This is a genomic window from Hydrotalea sp. AMD (assembly GCF_004100315.1).
Lineage (GTDB): Bacteria > Bacteroidota > Bacteroidia > Chitinophagales > Chitinophagaceae > Hydrotalea > Hydrotalea flava.
The window spans coordinates 43,192-60,682 of the sequence record NZ_SCKY01000008.1 but is presented as its reverse complement, the minus strand read 5'-3'; the positions used below and the strand labels follow the sequence as shown (position 1 = coordinate 60,682).

Sequence of the window (17,491 nt, the reverse complement as noted above, 5' to 3'; positions counted from 1 at the left end):
ATTGTTTTTTTTTCATGGTTGACTGTTATTTTTATGCAGACAGAATGGATGCAATGTTTTGTAATTCTTCCTGTGAAAAAGTATAATTGTTCAATGCCATTAATGAGTCGGTTAATTGTTCTGCTTTACTAACGCCAATAAGTACCGATGTAATGCGTTTATCTTTTAAAACCCAGGCCAATGCCATTTGTGCCAGCGATTGATTGCGTTTACCTGCTATTGCATTCAACGCATTCAGTTTTTGAATTAGTTGGGGCGTAATTACATTTTCTTCAATAGCGCCATTACCTCTATGGCTGGCTGCACGGCTGTCGACAGGTATTCCATTTAAATATTTATTGGTTAAAACACCTTGTGCCAATGGTGAAAATGCAATACAACCCACACTATTTTTTTCTAAAACATCTAATAAACCATCTTCTACCCATCTATCTAACATTGAGTAGCGTGGTTGATGTATTAAACAATGTGTACCCATTTGTTGCAATAGTTGAAATGCTTTTTCGGCTTCGGCAGGCGGGTAGCTGGATATACCAACGTATAGGGCTTTACCTTGCTGAACCATTAAGTGTAAGGCTGCCATGGTTTCTTCTAAAGGTGTATTTGGGTCGGGGCGGTGATGATAAAAAATATCTACATAATCCAATCCCATTCTCTTTAAACTTTGGTCTAAACTGGCCGTTAAATATTTTTTTGAACCATAATCGCCATAAGGGCCATCCCACATTTTCCAACCTGCTTTTGTACTGATAATGAGTTCGTCCCGATAGGGTAAAAAATCTTCTTTAAAAATTTTACCAAAATTACTTTCAGCCGAACCCGGTGGTGGCCCATAATTATTTGCTAAATCAAAATGGGTAATGCCTTTATCAAAGGCTAAGCGTAAAATAGCACGGGCATTGGCCTGTGAGTCAATATCGCCAAAGTTGTGCCATAAACCTAAAGAAAGGGCGGGTAATAATAAACCACTGTTGCCGCATCTGCGGTATTCCATGGCTTCATAGCGATGAAGGCTTGCTTGATAATGCATTTTGTTTTGTTTAAATGGTGCAATAAAGTTGGTAAATAGCGTACTTATTTGTGTATGGTAACTGAACTTCAGGTTTTAGAAGATACTAAGTTAAAATAGTACAGGCATAAGATAAACTTGTTTAAAAATAATTGATGTTCATCAAATTGTTTTAGTTATTCAGAATACTGTTTGTCTTTACCTTTTTTCTAAGTACCTTTTGAACCTGAAATTGCAGTTCTTTTTATTTAAAAAATTGCCATATGTTAAAGTACCTGATTCCTGTTTTTTTATTGGTTTCGATTGCTGAAATTAGTTTTGCTGACAATTTATTTTTGAATGAACATCCTACATTAGCCATTGGTGCGGCCGCCCCCGATTTTAATTTGCCAGCTACAGATGGTAAACACTATACTTTGGCATCATTCAATGATGCTAAAATTTTAGTGATAGTATTTACCTGCAATCATTGCCCTACTGCACAGGCCTATGAAGACAGAATTATTGCATTAACCAATACCTACAAAAATAAAGGCGTTGCCGTGGTTGCCATTATGCCAAATGATCCAAAATCGATTCGTTTAGATGAATTAGGGTATACAGATCTTAGTGATTCGTTTGATGAAATGAAAATAAGGGCTTCCGAAAAACATTTTAATTTTCCCTATTTATATGATGGTGATAATCAGGAAGTATCAAAAAAATACGGCCCCATCGCTACGCCGCATGTGTTTATTTTTGATGCAGGAAGAAAATTGCGTTATTCAGGTAGGGTTGATGATGTTGAAAAGCCGGGCAAAACCCCACACCATACTGATGCTGCCAATGCCATTGATGCACTTTTGCAAAACAAACCCGTTACCGTTACTACTACCAAAGTATTTGGTTGTTCAATTAAATGGGCCGAAAAAAGTAATTGGATAACCCTGGCACAACAACAATGGGCGGCAGAACCGGTAACATTACATCCAATTAGCACCGATAGTATTCAGTATTTATTACAAAATCATTCAGATAAATTACGACTAATTAATGTGTGGGCTACCTGGTGTGGCCCGTGCGTAACTGAATTTCCGCAGTTTATTACCATTAATAGAATGTATAGGGGCCGCGATTTTGAGTTTATTTCCATTAGTGCAGATGATCCAGCCAAACAGATGAAGGTATTGGAGTTTTTAAAATCACAGCAGGCTTCCTCCCGTAATTATATTTTTAATAGTGATGACAAATATAAATTAATTGAAGCTATTGATCCAAACTGGCAAGGCGCTCTGCCTTATACCATTTTGGTAGAACCGGGCGGAAAAATTGTTTATGCTAAAGAAGGAGCCATTAATCCTGCTTTGATGAAAAAAACAATAGTAGATAATCCCTACATCGGGCGGTATTATTAAAAATAAAATGGTAACACCCTAACCATAAAGCGTTACTACATTTAATGGGAAAAAATAAAAACATGAAAAAAACAATTCGATGGGGAATTATTGGTTGCGGAAAAATTGCCGCAAAGTTTGCAAGCGATTTAAAATTAGTAGATGATGCAGTATTGTACGCAGTTGCAGCACGATCTTATGATGCAGCCGCTGCATTTGCTGTTACGCATCAGGCATCAAAAGCTTATGATAATTATACAGCATTGGTACAAGATGAATCGGTAGATGTAATTTATATTGCTACGCCCCATAGTTTCCATTATGAACATACCATGTTGTGTATTGCACACGGTAAAGCAGTTTTATGTGAAAAGCCATTTGCCATTAATACTTTGCAGGCCACGGAAATGATAAATTTTGCAAGAAAACAAAAAGTATTTTTAATGGAAGCCTTATGGACCAAATTTCTTCCGCATTATCAACAACTCATCCAGATGATTCAGGAAGGGAAATTAGGTGTACTACAATCGGTCTTAATCAACTTTGGGTTTAAACCACAGGCTCCCGTTTCGCCTCGTTTGTTCGACCCTGAACTAGGTGGTGGAACCCTAATGGATATTGGTATTTATAATGTTTTTATGGCATTAAGTATATTGGGTAAGCCTCAGCAAATTCAGGCTGTAATGGTGCCTCATGCTGCAACGGGTGTAGATGAGCAATGTGCAGTTTTGTTTACCTATCCCAATGGTGCAATGGCACAATTGTTCTCTTCATTTGTAACAACATTACCTACCGAGGCAGAAATTGCAGGAACCGCCGGTAGTATTCGTTTAACATCCAGATTTTATGAGCCTTCGGCAACCATTCAATACTATCATTTCACTATTCGTGAAACAACTGAAATTCTGGTGCCAAAAGAATCCGGTTTCGGGTATCAATACGAAGCACGGCATGTAAACCAATGCCTGCAGAAGGGTTTAACAGAGAGCCCGGTTATGGCACATGCTGACACTTTGTTATTGATGGAAACGCTTGATGCCATTCGCAAAACAGCAGGCATACGCTATCCGGAAGACGCTTATTAGTAACAAAGTAGTAACCATAAAAAATTGTTGGTGAAATAATTCGAAATGTCTTTTTTAATTGATAATTTGTAAACAATTATTGTTTCACCAAAAAATCTTGTATGAAAAAATTAATGATGGGTCTGTTAATGGTTATAGCAACCCTAATGGCTGTACCTACAGCAACAACTGCGCAAACTGTTGCCAAAAAAACCATAGAAGCAAAAAAAGAAGCTACTACTAAAAAAACAAAAACAGCTACAGCTGCAGCAAAACAACAAACTGCAGCAGCACCTGCTACTAACACACCAGCAAAGCTTATGGCTAAGCCGGCTAAAAGTTATTCAAAACCTGCACCGTCAACCGCAGCAGCCGGTAACGACAAAGTAATTGGTAAAGATGATAAAGGAAGAACCATTTATGAAGGGAAACGTGGCGGCCATTATTATATCAATTCAAATGGCAATAAAACGTACATTAAAAAAAATTAATCTAATTTTCACTGCTTCATCTGTTTACAAAAGAAAGATGAAGTAGTGATTAATATTGTTCATACCAATTGAAATATTTTTCAATAATCTGATCTTTTTCACGGGCAATATAGCTTAACAATGCTTTTCCAATTGCGGAATGTTTTTTTCCTTTCAGCCAAATTAACTGCCAGTTTGTAATAATTGGGAAATGTTGTAGTGGAACAATTTGAAGACTTCCATTCAATAACTCATTTTTTATACCAATTAATGGCATAATAGAACTGCCTAATCCTGCTAAAACTGCCTGCTTTACTGCTTCATTCGATGTTAGCTCTAATTTTTGTTTCACTTTTAGTTGTTGTTTTTCAAAAAATAATTCCATGGTTAAACGGGTACCGCTGCCTTGTTCTCTGAAAATGAGGGGCATTTTTTCCAATATAGATATATTGTGTTTTTTTTGTTTGAAGTTTTGTGCAGTATTGTTTACAAGGTATAATTTGTTTTGAAGTAATTGGATGTTTTCAATGGCCATATTTTCCGGCAATACAGAAACCATTGCAAAGTCAATGGCATTATTTTCTAAACTTTCCAATACTTTGGCTTTGTTGGTAACATCTAATGAAAGTTCAATTTCAGGATGCTGTTGCATAAATCCATCTAAAAAATAAGGCATTACATAAATGCCGGTAGATACAACGGCAATTTTAAGTTTGCCACTCAACAAGCCTTTATATGAAAGTGTTTTGTAATTAATGGCATACACTTCTTCTAAAATATTATTGGCTGCTGCTGCAATTTCTTTTCCAAAATCAGTCACAAATAATTTCCTGCCAATAATTTCAGTTAAGGGTAATTCAAACTGATCCTGAAAATTTTTTAATTGAATGGAAACTGCCGGCTGGGTTAAATTTAATTCTTCAGCAGCTTTTGTTATACTCTTTGTTTTTGCAATAATTGAAAACACCATGAGTTGATGTAAAGTGTAATTCATAAACATTATTTATGTATTTCATTATAAAGATAAATAAAACACAATGAAAAGCTACCAATACTTTTGCGCCGTTAAATGAAACAGATATGAAAAAAATAACAGTAGCAAAAGGCGATGGCATCGGCCCCGAAATTATGGATGCCACGTTAAAAATTATGATGGCAGCCGGTGCACAATTAGAAATTGAAGAAATAAAGATTGGTGAAAAAGTATATTTGGCGGGAAACAGCTCTGGAATTGATCAGCAGGCATGGCAAAGCATCAGAAACAATAAAATTTTATTGAAAGCGCCCATTACAACCCCACAGGGTGGCGGTTACAAAAGTTTGAATGTTAGTATCCGAAAAACATTAGGCCTGTATGCAAATGTGCGTCCATGTAAAAGCATGTTTCCCTATGTTAGCACAAAACATCCGGAAATGGATTTGGTAATTATTCGTGAAAATGAAGAAGATTTGTATGGAGGTATTGAGCATCAGCAAACAGATGAAGTGGTCCAATGCCTGAAATTAATTTCCAGACCCGGCTGTGAACAAATTATCCGATATGCTTTTGAATATGCTAAACAATACGGCAGAAAAAAGGTTACCTGCTTTACAAAAGATAATATTATGAAACAAACAGATGGGTTGTTTCATCGGGTATTTAATGAAATTGCACAGGAATACGCTGATATTGAAAATCAACATTTGATTGTTGATATTGGTGCAGCAAAATTGGCCAATAGCCCTGAATTGTTTGATGTAGTTGTAATGCCCAATTTATATGGCGATATTTTATCGGATGTGGCTGCTGAAATAGCAGGCTCAGTAGGTTTGGCAGGCTCTGCCAATATAGGTGCTACCTGCGCCATGTTTGAAGCCATTCATGGCTCTGCACCGGATATTGCCGGTAAGAATATAGCCAACCCATCCGGGTTAATTCAGGGTGCCATTTTAATGTTAAACCATATTGGTCAGAATGAGGTAGCAGAAAAAATACAAAACGCATGGCTTGCTACCATTGAAGAAGGAATACATACATTTGACATTTATAAGGCAGGATTCAGTACTCAAAAGACAGGTACTGCCGAATTTGCCAATGCTGTTATTGAAAGGCTTGGAAAAAAACCAAAACTGCTTCCATCTGTTTCCTACGCAAAGGGTATTACGTTAAAAATTCCTCCCTATCAGCGAAAATTGCCTGCTCAAAAAATATTGGTAGGTATTGATGCATTTGTTGATTTTCCTGATATTGAGCCTAATGACCTTGCCATACGCTTGCAAAAACTGAATTCAGCTGCATTAGAATTGATCATGATTACTAATAGAGGTACAAAAGTTTGGCCCAATGGTTTTGATGAAACGTTTTGTACCGACCACTGGCGTTGCCGTTTTTATGCTAAAGCCAGTCAGTCTGTTCAAAAATCAGACATTCTTCAATTACTACAAGCTGCAGCAGAGCAGGGAATTGATTTTATTAAAATGGAAAATCTGTACACTTTCAATGGGATAAGGGGTTTTTCATTGGGGCAGGGTGAATAGGTTTTGGGAATTTACTTACAATATTTTTTTAGTTCTGGATTCAAGTTGCTTTTAATTAAGCAACTTTTTTGCTTACAGATATTTTTTATTTTGCTGAATTGGTATTTTTTAAACAGTTCTGTATTGTGCAGAAAGCTTAATTATAAATTTAATTTCCAATATAATTACACAAACATTCGTTAGTATTTAATAAAAATGTCAATATTTAAATAAATTTTTAAAAAAACCAGCCAAATCGCTAAAAATTGTCGAATTTTGCGTTCTTGTTTTTAATTGCTTGATTTGTATTTAAAATTAAATTCCATGAGCACTACACCTACTACCTTGTTCGATAAAGTTTGGGATGCACACGTTGTTCAACATATAGATGATGGCCCTGATGTTCTGTTTATTGATCGTCACTTTATACATGAAGTAACCAGTCCTGTTGCCTTTTTAGGTTTAAAAAACAGAGGGCTTTCTGTTATGTTTCCTGAAAAAACATTTGCCACTGCTGATCATAATACACCTACCATTAACCAACATATGCCGGTGCAGGATCCACTTTCTGCCAATCAGTTGAAAGCTTTGGAAGATAATGCTGCCAAATATGGTATCTCACATTGGGGTTTGGGCAATCCTAAAAATGGTATTGTGCATGTTGTTGGTCCGGAAAATGGCATAACGTTACCCGGAATGACGATAGTGTGTGGCGATTCACATACCTCTACCCATGGTGCTTTTGGTTGCATTGCTTTTGGTATAGGTACTTCTGAGGTAGAAATGGTGCTTTCATCGCAATGTATTATGCAACCCAAACCTAAAAAAATGCACATCAATGTGTATGGAAAATTAGGAAAAGGCGTGTTGCCTAAAGATGTTGCTTTATATATCATCTCTCAAATTACTGCCAGTGGTGCCACCGGTTATTTTGTAGAATATGCCGGCGAAGTGTTTGAAAACATGAGTATGGAAGGCAGAATGACCGTTTGTAATATGTCTATTGAAATGGGGGCACGTGGCGGTATGATTGCACCTGACGATACCACATTTGCGTATTTAAAAGGAAGAGAAAAATCGCCCAAAGGTGCTGCATGGGATTCGGCTTTGGCTTATTGGAAAACTTTAAAAACAGATAAGGATGCAACATTCGATAAAGAACTGAATTTTAATGCTGCTGATATTGAACCGCAAATTACTTATGGCACCAACCCCGGTTTAGGTACCGGGATATCTAAAAAAATACCTGCTGCTGCCGAAATTGGCGGCAGTGAAAACTCTTACAAAAAATCGTTAGAGTATATGGGCTTTCAGGAAAATGAACCCATACTTGGTAAGAAAGTAGATTATGTGTTTCTGGGAAGTTGTACCAATGGGCGTATTGAAGATTTTCGTGCATTTGCCTCATTAGTAAAAGGCCGTAAAAAAGCTGATAACATTACTGCCTGGTTAGTACCTGGTTCGCATATAGTTGAACAACAAATTAAAGAAGAAGGTATTTTAGATATTTTAACGGAAGCAGGTTTTCAATTACGTCAGCCCGGTTGCTCAGCCTGTTTGGCAATGAATGATGATAAAATTCCTGCAGGTAAATATGCTGTTAGTACCAGCAATAGAAATTTTGAAGGCCGGCAAGGGCCCGGTAGCAGAACTTTATTGGCCAGCCCATTGGTAGCGGCCGCCGCTGCTGTTACAGGTGTAGTTACCGATCCAAGAACTTTAATGCAATAATCGTTTACAAATAATCAATTTATGGCTTACGATAAATTTACCGTTTTAAAAAGTACAGCTGTTCCCATGCCCATGGAGAACATTGATACCGATCAAATTATTCCTGCACGCTTTTTAAAAGCAACCGAAAGAACCGGCTTTGGCGATAATCTGTTTCGCGACTGGCGTTATAATGCTGATAATACGCCTAAAAAAGAATTCGTGCTAAATAATCCCTTATACTCCGGTAAAATTTTAGTGGGTGGAAAAAATTTCGGTAGTGGTAGTAGCCGCGAACATGCTGCCTGGGCCATTTACGATTACGGTTTTCGTTGTGTGGTATCCAGTTTTTTTGCAGATATTTTTAAGAACAATGCATTGAATATTGGTATTCTTCCCGTTCAGGTAAGTCCCGAATTTTTAGAAAAAATTTTCAAGTCAATTGAAACAGATCCTAAAGCTCAGTTTATCGTTGATCTGCCGGCTCAAACATTCACTATTGCAGCAACCGGTGAAATAGCTGCTTTCGATATTAATACATATAAAAAATATAATATGCTAAATGGGTTTGATGATATAGATTATCTGCAATCCATTAAACCGACAATTCAGGCATTTACTGAAAAAAGTTTTTATTAATTGACAATAATGGGTTGTATGCGAATAGTTTACAACCGGAAAGGATAGGTATCGTATGCATGAAAATAAACTGCGGCACATTGAAATAATGGATACTACCCTGCGGGATGGTGAACAAACCAGTAGTGTATCTTTTTCTGCTTCAGAAAAATTAACGATCGCACAATTATTATTAACCGAAGTAAAAGTAGATAGAATTGAAATTGCCTCTGCACGTGTATCAGAGGGTGAATTTCAGGCAGTAAAAAAAATTACACAATGGGCAAGTGATAATGGCTATCTCGATAAAATTGAAGTACTCACTTTTGTGGATGGCACTACTTCAATTGAGTGGATGATGGAAGCCGGGGCTAAAGTGATGAACCTGCTTACCAAAGGTTCGCTGAATCATTTAACCCATCAGTTAAAGAAAACACCCCAACAACATTTTAAAGAAGTTGGTGAAGTAATTGCATTGGCGCAACAGCATAAAATTGATTGTAATGTGTATTTAGAAGACTGGAGTAACGGGATGCGCCATTCTAAAGATTATGTTTTTGAATATCTTGACTTTCTGGCAACACAACCAATCAAAAGAATTTTATTGCCCGATACACTCGGTGTTTTAATTCCTTCTGAAACTAAAGAATACATTTCTTCAATTGTTCAGCGCTATCCTGATATACATTTCGATTTTCATGCCCATAACGATTATGATTTAAGCATAGCCAATGTATTAGAAGCAGTGAATGCCGGCGCCAAAGGCGTACATTTAACAGTAAATGGGATGGGCGAGCGGGCAGGTAATGCACCTTTAGCCAGTGCAATTGCTGTTTTGAATGATTATGTAAAAGATGTAAAAACTTCTGTAGCTGAAAAATCGTTGTATACCGTAAGCAAATTGGTTGAAACATTTTCGGGTTTCAGAATTCCGGTTAACAAACCTGTGGTTGGCGAAAATGTATTTACACAAACTGCCGGAATACATGCCGATGGCGACAAAAAAAACAATTTATATTTTAACGATTTAATGCCCGAACGCTTTGGACGTCAGAGAAAATATGCATTGGGTAAAACCAGCGGTAAGGCAAATATTGAAAACAACTTACAACAATTAGGGATTCAGTTATCGGATGAAGATTTGAAAAAAATAACCCAGCGTATTATTGAACTGGGTGACAAAAAAGAAGTGGTTACACAATCTGATCTTCCTTACATTCTTTCAGATGTATTAGACAGTAATTCTATTGAAGAAAAAGTACATATTGAAAATTATGTTTTAACACATTCAAAAAATCTGCGCCCATCGGTTACCCTGAAAATAAATATGGAAGGGGAAATATTTGAAGAACATGCACAGGGAGATGGGCAATATGATGCTTTTATGAATGCATTAAAAAACATTTATGCATTAAAGAAAAAGGAACTGCCGCAATTAACTGATTATGCAGTGCGTATTCCCCCCGGCGGAAAATCAGATGCTTTATGTGAAACCATTATAACCTGGTGCTATCAGAACCGCGAATTTAAAACCAGAGGATTGGATAGCGATCAAACAGTATCTGCTATAAAAGCCACCCAAAAAATGTTAAACCAGATTTAAAGCAAGTAAATAATTATGGTGCAAAAAAAAATTTTAATAGTTCCCGGCGATGGTATTGGACAGGAAGTAACCACAGTAGGAAAAAAAGTATTAGATACTATTGCAACCAAATTTTCTCATCAATTTACCTACGATACTGCTTTAATTGGGCATGTGGCTATAGAGGCTACCGGTACCCCCTTGCCGGAGGAATCATTAGTTAAAATGAAAGCGTCTGACGCGGTTTTGTTTGGTGCTGTGGGTCATCCTAAATATGATAACGATCCAACAGCAAAAGTGCGTCCGGAGCAGGGTTTATTGAAAATGCGTAAAGAGCTTGGTTTATATGCCAATATTCGCCCCATTAAATTGTTTGATGAATTACTATACGCCTCCAGCATTAAACCTGAAATTTTAAGAGGTGCCGATATTTTATTTTTTAGAGAGCTAACTGGCGATATTTATTTTGGCGAAAAGGGAAGAAAAAATAATGGCGATACTGCTTACGATGTAGCCGAATACAGCCGTTATGAAATTGAACGTATTGCCCGGAAAGCATTTGAGGCTGCAAGAACACGGCGTAAAAAATTATGTTCGGTTGATAAAGCCAATGTTATTGAAACCAGCCGTTTGTGGCGTGAAGTAGTACAACAGGTAGCATTAGATTATCCTGATGTAACTGTAGAACATCAGTTTGTAGATGCTACAGCTATGTTGCTGATTAAAGATCCTAAACAATTTGATGTGGTTGTAACCGCAAATTTGTTTGGCGATATATTAACCGATGAAGCTTCACAAATTGCCGGTTCAATGGGTATGCTGGCCTCTGCTTCCATTGGCGATGGTACCGGGGTTTATGAACCTATTCATGGTTCTGCACACGATATTACCGGTAAAGGCGTTGCCAATCCGTTAGCTTCCATCCTTTCTGTGGCATTAATGTTAGATATTTCTTTTGGATTGAAAGAAGAAGCAAATACAATTATAAAGGCTGTTGATGCGGTATTGAAAGCTGGTTTTAGAACCCGTGATATTGCTGATGCAACAACAGTTGCTGATAAAATTTTGGGTACTCAGCAAATGGGAGATATAGTGCTGCAACAGCTTAATGCTTAATTATTTCAAATTGTAAAATGAAAAGTATTCTATAGCAAAGTAAACAGATGAATGAGCATACATTTTTAAAAACTGAATGTTGATGCAACTTGTTTATTTTGGTTGTAAAAACTTTACCCATATATAAATGTCTAACATAACGTTGTTTTTAATGGCTGCCTTGTGTTGTATGCCTTCTAAGTAAAATTTATTTTTTTGCAGCACTTTCATTGATGCTGTGTTTTTGGAAAATACACATGCCTCTATTCTTAAATATGTTTTGTTTTGTTCAAGCAGTTGCAAAAGCTTTTCTATTGCTGCTGTTGCTATGCCCTTACCCCAAAAAGGTTCTCCAATAAAATAGCCAATTTCAACAACATGCCCGCGCTCATGTTCCTGTGGCACAAAACCGATACTTCCTACTAATTGATCATCTACCCAAATTGCATAATTCTGATAAGGATTTTTTGAACCATGTATTTCAATCCATTTTAATGCATCGGTAACAGTATAGGGTTGTGGAAAAGAATCTCTTACCTGATTAAATATATTTCTGTTATTGGCAATCACAGCTAATGCAGCAGCATCTGTTTTGTGCCAAATTTTTAATGTTACCGGTAACATGACATGTGTATTTAATAATTTTAAAATGCATGTATTAGAAGCGAAAGGAATTAAAAATTAATTTTCCGATGTTTCTATTTTTCTAGTTAAATAATTCGTATAATCCGGTAGTGTAAGTTCATATGGTTCATGCATAAAAGGCGATGTCATAATGAAATCTGCTGTTGAACGATCGCATGCCATGGGTATGTTCCAGGCTACACAAAGTCGTAACAAAGCTTTTACATCACTGTCATGTGGTTGCGCTTCCATAGGATCCCAAAAAAAAATCATGATATCAATTTCGCCGGTTGCAATCATACTGCCAATTTGCTGATCACCGCCTAAAGGGCCACTTAATAATTTTTTTACAGGCCGATCTAAGGCTGTTTCTATTAATTTACCGGTGGTACCGGTTGCAATTAACTCGTGTTTGGCCAATACTGTTTTATTGTATTCAGCCCACGCCATTAAATCTGCTTTCTTATTATCATGTGCTACCAATGCAATTCTTTTTCTTTTTGTCAATAATCTAAACTCGGCCATATTGTTTGTTTTTATTTGGAGCTTTGAAGATACAATTTGCGCATAAACTTTGGGTATTGGTTATAAAAAAAGCCATCCCCCAGAAGAGAGATGACTTTACACTTACTAACCTGTTAAATCCAAAAATACTTATTTATGATTTTGCCGGAATGGGTTCAGCCGGAGTTGCTGCTTCTAATATTTTAGCTCTAATTTTAGCTTCAATTTCATTGGCCAAATCAGGATTATCGAGCAGCAATTGTTTAACGGCATCACGACCCTGACCTAATTTATTACTATCATAACTAAACCAGCTACCGCTTTTTTGCACAATACCTAATTCAACACCCATATCAATAATTTCCCCAATTTTACTAATACCCTGTCCAAAAATGATATCGAATTCGGCAGAACGGAAAGGTGGTGCCACTTTATTTTTCACCACTTTTACTTTTACACGGTTGCCAATGGCTTCGTCTCCATCTTTTATTTGAGAAATTCTGCGAATATCTAAACGAACGGAAGAATAAAATTTCAAGGCGTTACCGCCTGTGGTTGTTTCCGGATTGCCGAACATTACCCCAATTTTTTCGCGGAGCTGATTAATAAAAATACAAATGGTATTGGTTTTACTGATTGTTGCTGTTAATTTTCGCAAAGCCTGGCTCATTAAACGGGCTTGCAAGCCCATTTTGCTATCGCCCATTTCACCTTCCAATTCGCTTTTCGGCACCAATGCAGCAACAGAGTCAATGACTACTACGTCTAAGGCTCCGGATAGGATTAATCGGTCTGCAATTTCTAAAGCCTGTTCGCCATAATCGGGTTGAGAAATTAAAAGATTATCTACATCTACCCCTAATTTCTGCGCATATACACTATCAAAAGCGTGTTCCGCATCTATAATGGCGCAAATACCTCCTTTTTTCTGTGCTTCAGCAATAACGTGTGTGGCAATGGTTGTTTTACCTGATGATTCCGGGCCATAAATTTCAATCACTCTTCCTTTGGGTAAACCACCAATTCCCAGCGCAATATCTAATCCAATGGAACCGGTAGAAACCACTTCATTCAATCTTTCGGGTTTTTCATTCATCATCATTACACTACCTTTGCCATAGTCTTTATCAATCTTATCCATGGTTAGCTTCAGCGCTTTCAATTTATCTGCATTACTCATAACTGGTTATTTTCTTTCAAAATTAATGATACCACGAAGTTAAAGAAATAAAATTACACACACTAATAAATTTAGCAAATTTTGCTAAAAAAATTACTTAAAACTTATTTCAAAATTTTTTTGGCTTTTCTTGCACTAATGAAAACCATGTCATATTTTTCGTAATAGTTTAAGTAACTTCATAGGCTATTCTGCAAAATCCCATACCCTGTATCCGTTTGTATTTAATTAAATCTGCTGAACATGAAAAAAATATTGCTTCGGGTAGGGTTGTTTTTGCTATTGCTGATAGTAGGATTATTGGTTTACCTTAAATTTTTTTTTCCAAATGTGGGCAATGCACCTATAATAACAGTAGAAATTACACCTGAAAGGGTACAACATGGCGCCTATTTGGCCAATCATGTTACGGTGTGTATGGATTGCCATTCTACCCGCAATTGGAAGAAGTATACCGGGCCATTGACTCCCGGCACAGAAGGAAAAGGGGGCGAATATTTTGGAGAAGAATCTGGTTTCCCGGGTAAATTTTATTCCAAAAATATTACACCTGTTAATTTAAAAAACTGGACCGATGGCGAAATTTACAGGGTGATGACTACGGGTGTTGATAAAAATGGGAATGCCATTTTCCCGGTAATGCCCTACACTTATTTTGGAAAGATGGATAAAGAAGACGTGTTTGATATCATTGCCTACATTAGAACGCTGCATCCTATTGAAAATGATATTCAACCCCGTTCCATCAACTTCCCCATGAATTTTATTTTAAATACACTGCCTCAAAAAGCAGTACCACTTAAAAAACCTGCTAAATCAGACACACTTGCTTACGGGCATTATTTGGTGAGTATTGCCGCTTGTATGGAATGCCATACACAAAACGATAAAGGAAATTTGAGGATGGAATTGACTTTTGCAGGCGGACGAGTCTTTAAAATGCCCAACGGAAACGTAATTTCTGCCAATATTACGCCGGATGCAGAAACAGGTATTGGTAACTGGTCTAAAGAAAGTTTTATTGCCCGGTTTAAAACCTATAGTAATATCGCTAATTTGGAAAATATGACACCAAATAAAGTAAATACAATTATGCCCTGGTCTATGTATGGTGGAATGGATACCAGCGATTTGATAGCGATTTATGTTTACTTAAAATCCTTACCACCTATCAAAAACAAAGTGCAGCATTTTGAATTGAATGTTATTCAAAATAAATAGTGAAAAAAAATATATTTATTGGGGGGACAGAGCTTCCGGGGTTTTAATTGAATAGCCGTTGTATCATAATTTGTCTGTTAAAGATGAATACAAAAAATGTTAACTGTCGCCGAGTTTAACTTATAATTGTGGCAGATCTCTCTATAATTCTGACAAAATTTTTTAATTTGAATTGTAAATCAGGTACTTACAACGGAAATACTGAATATGAACTTTATAAAAACTACAATAACTTTTGATGATTTTTATGGTATAGCAACGCATAATTAGATCGATACAGATTTTTTTAACATGATAATTTTTTAAAAAATGTTATAAATGAAAAAATTTAAAATATCTACTGCTCAATTTGAGAACAAAAGTGGTGATAAGAATTACAATCTTTCAATTATTGAAAAACTATCGGAAAAGGCATCTCAAGAAGGTTCTAATGTAATTGCATTTCATGAATGTTCTATTACTGGATATACATTTGCACGACAACTTACAAAAAAGCAAATGCTTGATTTAGCTGAGTTCATCCCTGAAGGTCAAAGTATTTTAAAATTGAAAAAAATTGCAAATAAATTTGATATAATTATATTAGCAGGTTTGTTTGAGAAAGACAAAAATGATAATTTATTTAATGCCTATGTTTGTGTTGATAAAAATGGTATGGTTGCAAAATATAGAAAACTGCACCCTTTCATTAACCCTTATTTAACTGAAGGAAAAGCTTATTGCATTTTTGAAATTCATGGATGGAAATGTGGAATCCTGATTTGTTATGATAATAATGTAATAGAGAACGTAAGAGCTACAACACTTTTAGGAGCTAATATCATTTTTATGCCGCATGTTACTATGTGTACCCCTTCCACACGACCTGGTTCGGGATTTGTTGACCCAAAACTTTGGAAAAACAGAGAAGCTGATCCAACATCATTACGATTAGAATTTGACGGAATGAAAGGACGAGATTGGTTAATGAAATGGTTGCCCGCAAGAGCATATGATAACGGGGTATATGTCGTTTTTTCAAATCCAGTAGGAATGGACGATGACCAATTAAAAAATGGATATTCTATGATAATTGACCCTTTCGGAGATATTCTTGCAGAGTGTTGCACTTTTGAAGACAGTCTGGTAACATCCACTATCACGCCAGAAAAACTTATTCAAGCTGGTGGGCATCGTTATATTAATGCAAGGAGACCAGAATTGTATAAGGACATTATTGGGCAAAATCACAAATCGGAACAGACAGTTGTATGGCTAAACACTAATGAAAAAAATAAAATATACCGCAAATAACTATAATAGGGTATCCAATGTACAGTTGAATAGAATTAACCCCTTTATAGCACTACTTCGCATTTTCAAATACCCTCTTTTGAATCTAAGATTCAATGGTTTCATCCATTCATCCCTGATTTACGTTCCCACCTTTTATTTTTGGCTATATTAGCAACCAAACTTTAACCCACTGCTTCAATGATAAAACCCATTCTTGTAGTAATTGTATCACTTGCTATTTTTATATATGGATGCCATAGCAAAAGAGAAAACAATGCTGCCCAAACACCACCATCGGTTATACCGGTTGTAGATGTATTAATTGCAAGGCCGCAAAGTATTGTTTCGCAAATTGAAGCCAATGGAACTGTTGTTGCTAATGAATATGTTGAACTAAAACCCGAAGTAAGTGGCCGATTAACCTATTTGAATGTGCCCGAAGGTAAATATGTTACCAAAGGCACTGTTATTGCTACTATGAATGATGCCGATTTACAGGCACAATTGGCTAAATCGAAAGTATTGTTGCAGTTGGCAGAAATAACAGAGGCTCGCAATAAAAAATTACTCGCCATTAATGGCATTAATCAAAGCGATTATGATGCATCACTAAACCAGGTACAAAGCATACGGGCAGATATGGCGTATACCCGGGCGCTGATTGATAAAACTGTAATCAAAGCTCCATTTGATGGTGTAATGGGATTGCGACAGGTAAGTCTGGGTGCATATTTAACACCTGCCAATACCATTGCCACTTTGCAACAATTGAATCAGGTTAAAATAGATTTTACCCTGCCGGAAGAGTATGCCCGTTATATTCGCAAAGGCAATACCGTTATGGTGCAAAGCGATGCCGCTGTTAAACCGATACAAAAAGCCACTATTATTGCCGCTGAACCACAAATTAATACAGCTACCCGTAACATTAAGGTAAGAGCTGTATTGGAAGAAGGAGGGGTTAATCCCGGCGCTTTTGTAAAAGTACTGGTAGCTACTAATCAGGATAAAAAAGCCATTTTAGTACCTACCAATGCACTGATACCCGATGATAAAAATAAACAGGCAGTATTAGTGAAGCATGGAAAAGCTTTTTTTGTAAATGTAGAAACAGGTTTACGGCAAGCCGATGCTATTGAAATTACAAAAGGTATTCAGCCTGGCGATTCTGTTGTGGTAACAGGCGTTTTATTTGCCCGTCCGCAAAATGCAGTTCAGGTGAGAAGCATTAAACAACTGACTGATTTTAGTAATTAATGCTACCCGGATT

At 36.6% G+C, this 17,491-nt stretch carries 16 protein-coding genes; 11 read left to right on the top strand and 5 right to left on the bottom strand.

Going from position 1 to position 17,491, the window contains the following annotated elements:
• Positions 1-31: 31 nt before the first annotated feature.
• Entirely contained in the window at positions 32-1,030 is a 999-nt protein-coding gene (mgrA, locus tag EO766_RS07555; protein WP_074421190.1) for an L-glyceraldehyde 3-phosphate reductase, read from the bottom strand.
• 242 nt (positions 1,031-1,272) lie between these two features.
• On the opposite strand from mgrA, the gene EO766_RS07550 reads away from it, so the two are divergent.
• From EO766_RS07550 to EO766_RS07540, 3 genes are all read left to right on the top strand, one after another.
• Positions 1,273-2,403: a redoxin family protein gene (locus EO766_RS07550; RefSeq protein WP_074421191.1), complete on the top strand. Its 1,131-nt coding sequence runs from the start codon at positions 1,273-1,275 to the stop codon at positions 2,401-2,403.
• Positions 2,404-2,465: 62 nt separating this feature from the next.
• Complete coding sequence (locus EO766_RS07545) at positions 2,466-3,467, top strand: Gfo/Idh/MocA family protein (RefSeq protein ID WP_074421192.1); 1,002 nt, start codon at positions 2,466-2,468, stop codon at positions 3,465-3,467.
• Positions 3,468-3,568: 101 nt separating this feature from the next.
• Positions 3,569-3,937, top strand: a complete 369-nt coding sequence (locus EO766_RS07540; protein ID WP_081299136.1) for a hypothetical protein — start codon at positions 3,569-3,571, stop codon at positions 3,935-3,937.
• 49 nt (positions 3,938-3,986) lie between these two features.
• Here EO766_RS07540 and EO766_RS07535 read toward each other — a convergent pair whose 3' ends face one another.
• Positions 3,987-4,910 carry a LysR family transcriptional regulator gene (locus EO766_RS07535; RefSeq protein ID WP_074420568.1) on the bottom strand — a complete coding sequence of 308 codons (924 nt, stop codon included), beginning with the start codon at positions 4,908-4,910 and terminating at the stop codon, positions 3,987-3,989.
• Positions 4,911-4,996: 86 nt separating this feature from the next.
• Between EO766_RS07535 and EO766_RS07530 the strand changes: the two genes are divergently transcribed.
• The 5 genes from EO766_RS07530 to leuB all read left to right on the top strand — a co-directional run bounded on the left by EO766_RS07530 (position 4,997) and on the right by leuB (position 11,438).
• The gene (locus tag EO766_RS07530) at positions 4,997-6,433 is read left to right on the top strand and encodes an NADP-dependent isocitrate dehydrogenase (protein WP_074420567.1); all 1,437 of its coding nucleotides are present in this window, start codon (positions 4,997-4,999) and stop codon (positions 6,431-6,433) included.
• A 303-nt stretch (positions 6,434-6,736) separates the two neighbouring features.
• Complete coding sequence (gene leuC, locus EO766_RS07525; RefSeq protein WP_074420394.1) at positions 6,737-8,143, top strand: 3-isopropylmalate dehydratase large subunit; 1,407 nt, start codon at positions 6,737-6,739, stop codon at positions 8,141-8,143.
• 21 nt (positions 8,144-8,164) lie between these two features.
• Positions 8,165-8,761, top strand: coding sequence for a 3-isopropylmalate dehydratase small subunit (gene leuD, locus EO766_RS07520; RefSeq protein WP_074420395.1), 597 nt, complete (start codon positions 8,165-8,167; stop codon positions 8,759-8,761).
• A 55-nt stretch (positions 8,762-8,816) separates the two neighbouring features.
• Complete coding sequence (locus tag EO766_RS07515) at positions 8,817-10,343, top strand: hydroxymethylglutaryl-CoA lyase-like TIM-barrel protein (RefSeq protein WP_074420396.1); 1,527 nt, start codon at positions 8,817-8,819, stop codon at positions 10,341-10,343.
• 15 nt (positions 10,344-10,358) lie between these two features.
• Complete coding sequence (gene leuB / locus EO766_RS07510; protein ID WP_218836751.1) at positions 10,359-11,438, top strand: 3-isopropylmalate dehydrogenase; 1,080 nt, start codon at positions 10,359-10,361, stop codon at positions 11,436-11,438.
• 93 nt (positions 11,439-11,531) lie between these two features.
• Here the strand turns inward: leuB and EO766_RS07505 are convergent, their stop codons facing one another.
• The 3 genes from EO766_RS07505 to recA form a co-directional block, all read right to left on the bottom strand.
• On the bottom strand, positions 11,532-12,041 hold the full coding sequence (locus EO766_RS07505) for a GNAT family N-acetyltransferase (protein WP_074419617.1): 510 nt from the start codon (positions 12,039-12,041) through the stop codon (positions 11,532-11,534).
• Between the two features lie 57 nt (positions 12,042-12,098).
• Complete coding sequence (locus EO766_RS07500; protein WP_074419618.1) at positions 12,099-12,566, bottom strand: methylglyoxal synthase; 468 nt, start codon at positions 12,564-12,566, stop codon at positions 12,099-12,101.
• A 133-nt stretch (positions 12,567-12,699) separates the two neighbouring features.
• Positions 12,700-13,725, bottom strand: a complete 1,026-nt coding sequence (gene recA / locus EO766_RS07495) for a recombinase RecA (RefSeq protein WP_074420397.1) — start codon at positions 13,723-13,725, stop codon at positions 12,700-12,702.
• 243 nt (positions 13,726-13,968) lie between these two features.
• Here recA and EO766_RS07490 point away from each other — a divergent pair, with 243 nt between their 5' ends.
• The 3 genes from EO766_RS07490 (at position 13,969) to EO766_RS07480 (ending at position 17,478) form a co-directional block, all read left to right on the top strand.
• The gene (locus tag EO766_RS07490) at positions 13,969-14,946 is read left to right on the top strand and encodes a c-type cytochrome (RefSeq protein ID WP_074419620.1); all 978 of its coding nucleotides are present in this window, start codon (positions 13,969-13,971) and stop codon (positions 14,944-14,946) included.
• 318 nt (positions 14,947-15,264) lie between these two features.
• On the top strand, positions 15,265-16,239 hold the full coding sequence (locus EO766_RS07485; protein WP_074420398.1) for a nitrilase family protein: 975 nt from the start codon (positions 15,265-15,267) through the stop codon (positions 16,237-16,239).
• A 180-nt stretch (positions 16,240-16,419) separates the two neighbouring features.
• Positions 16,420-17,478, top strand: a complete 1,059-nt coding sequence (locus tag EO766_RS07480) for an efflux RND transporter periplasmic adaptor subunit (RefSeq protein WP_074419621.1) — start codon at positions 16,420-16,422, stop codon at positions 17,476-17,478.
• Positions 17,479-17,491: the final 13 nt, after the last annotated feature.

What these genes read in the sequence shown, in the direction of transcription:
- mgrA (WP_074421190.1), bottom strand. Translation starts at nt 1,030, where the DNA reads ATGCATTATCAAGCAAGCCTTCATCGCTATGAAGCCATGGAATACCGC.
- EO766_RS07550 (WP_074421191.1), top strand. Translation starts at nt 1,273, where the DNA reads ATGTTAAAGTACCTGATTCCTGTTTTTTTATTGGTTTCGATTGCTGAA.
- EO766_RS07545 (WP_074421192.1), top strand. Translation starts at nt 2,466, where the DNA reads ATGAAAAAAACAATTCGATGGGGAATTATTGGTTGCGGAAAAATTGCC.
- EO766_RS07540 (WP_081299136.1), top strand. Translation starts at nt 3,569, where the DNA reads ATGAAAAAATTAATGATGGGTCTGTTAATGGTTATAGCAACCCTAATG.
- EO766_RS07535 (WP_074420568.1), bottom strand. Translation starts at nt 4,910, where the DNA reads ATGAATTACACTTTACATCAACTCATGGTGTTTTCAATTATTGCAAAA.
- EO766_RS07530 (WP_074420567.1), top strand. Translation starts at nt 4,997, where the DNA reads ATGAAAAAAATAACAGTAGCAAAAGGCGATGGCATCGGCCCCGAAATT.
- leuC (WP_074420394.1), top strand. Translation starts at nt 6,737, where the DNA reads ATGAGCACTACACCTACTACCTTGTTCGATAAAGTTTGGGATGCACAC.
- leuD (WP_074420395.1), top strand. Translation starts at nt 8,165, where the DNA reads ATGGCTTACGATAAATTTACCGTTTTAAAAAGTACAGCTGTTCCCATG.
- EO766_RS07515 (WP_074420396.1), top strand. Translation starts at nt 8,817, where the DNA reads ATGCATGAAAATAAACTGCGGCACATTGAAATAATGGATACTACCCTG.
- leuB (WP_218836751.1), top strand. Translation starts at nt 10,359, where the DNA reads ATGGTGCAAAAAAAAATTTTAATAGTTCCCGGCGATGGTATTGGACAG.
- EO766_RS07505 (WP_074419617.1), bottom strand. Translation starts at nt 12,041, where the DNA reads ATGTTACCGGTAACATTAAAAATTTGGCACAAAACAGATGCTGCTGCA.
- EO766_RS07500 (WP_074419618.1), bottom strand. Translation starts at nt 12,566, where the DNA reads ATGGCCGAGTTTAGATTATTGACAAAAAGAAAAAGAATTGCATTGGTA.
- recA (WP_074420397.1), bottom strand. Translation starts at nt 13,725, where the DNA reads ATGAGTAATGCAGATAAATTGAAAGCGCTGAAGCTAACCATGGATAAG.
- EO766_RS07490 (WP_074419620.1), top strand. Translation starts at nt 13,969, where the DNA reads ATGAAAAAAATATTGCTTCGGGTAGGGTTGTTTTTGCTATTGCTGATA.
- EO766_RS07485 (WP_074420398.1), top strand. Translation starts at nt 15,265, where the DNA reads ATGAAAAAATTTAAAATATCTACTGCTCAATTTGAGAACAAAAGTGGT.
- EO766_RS07480 (WP_074419621.1), top strand. Translation starts at nt 16,420, where the DNA reads ATGATAAAACCCATTCTTGTAGTAATTGTATCACTTGCTATTTTTATA.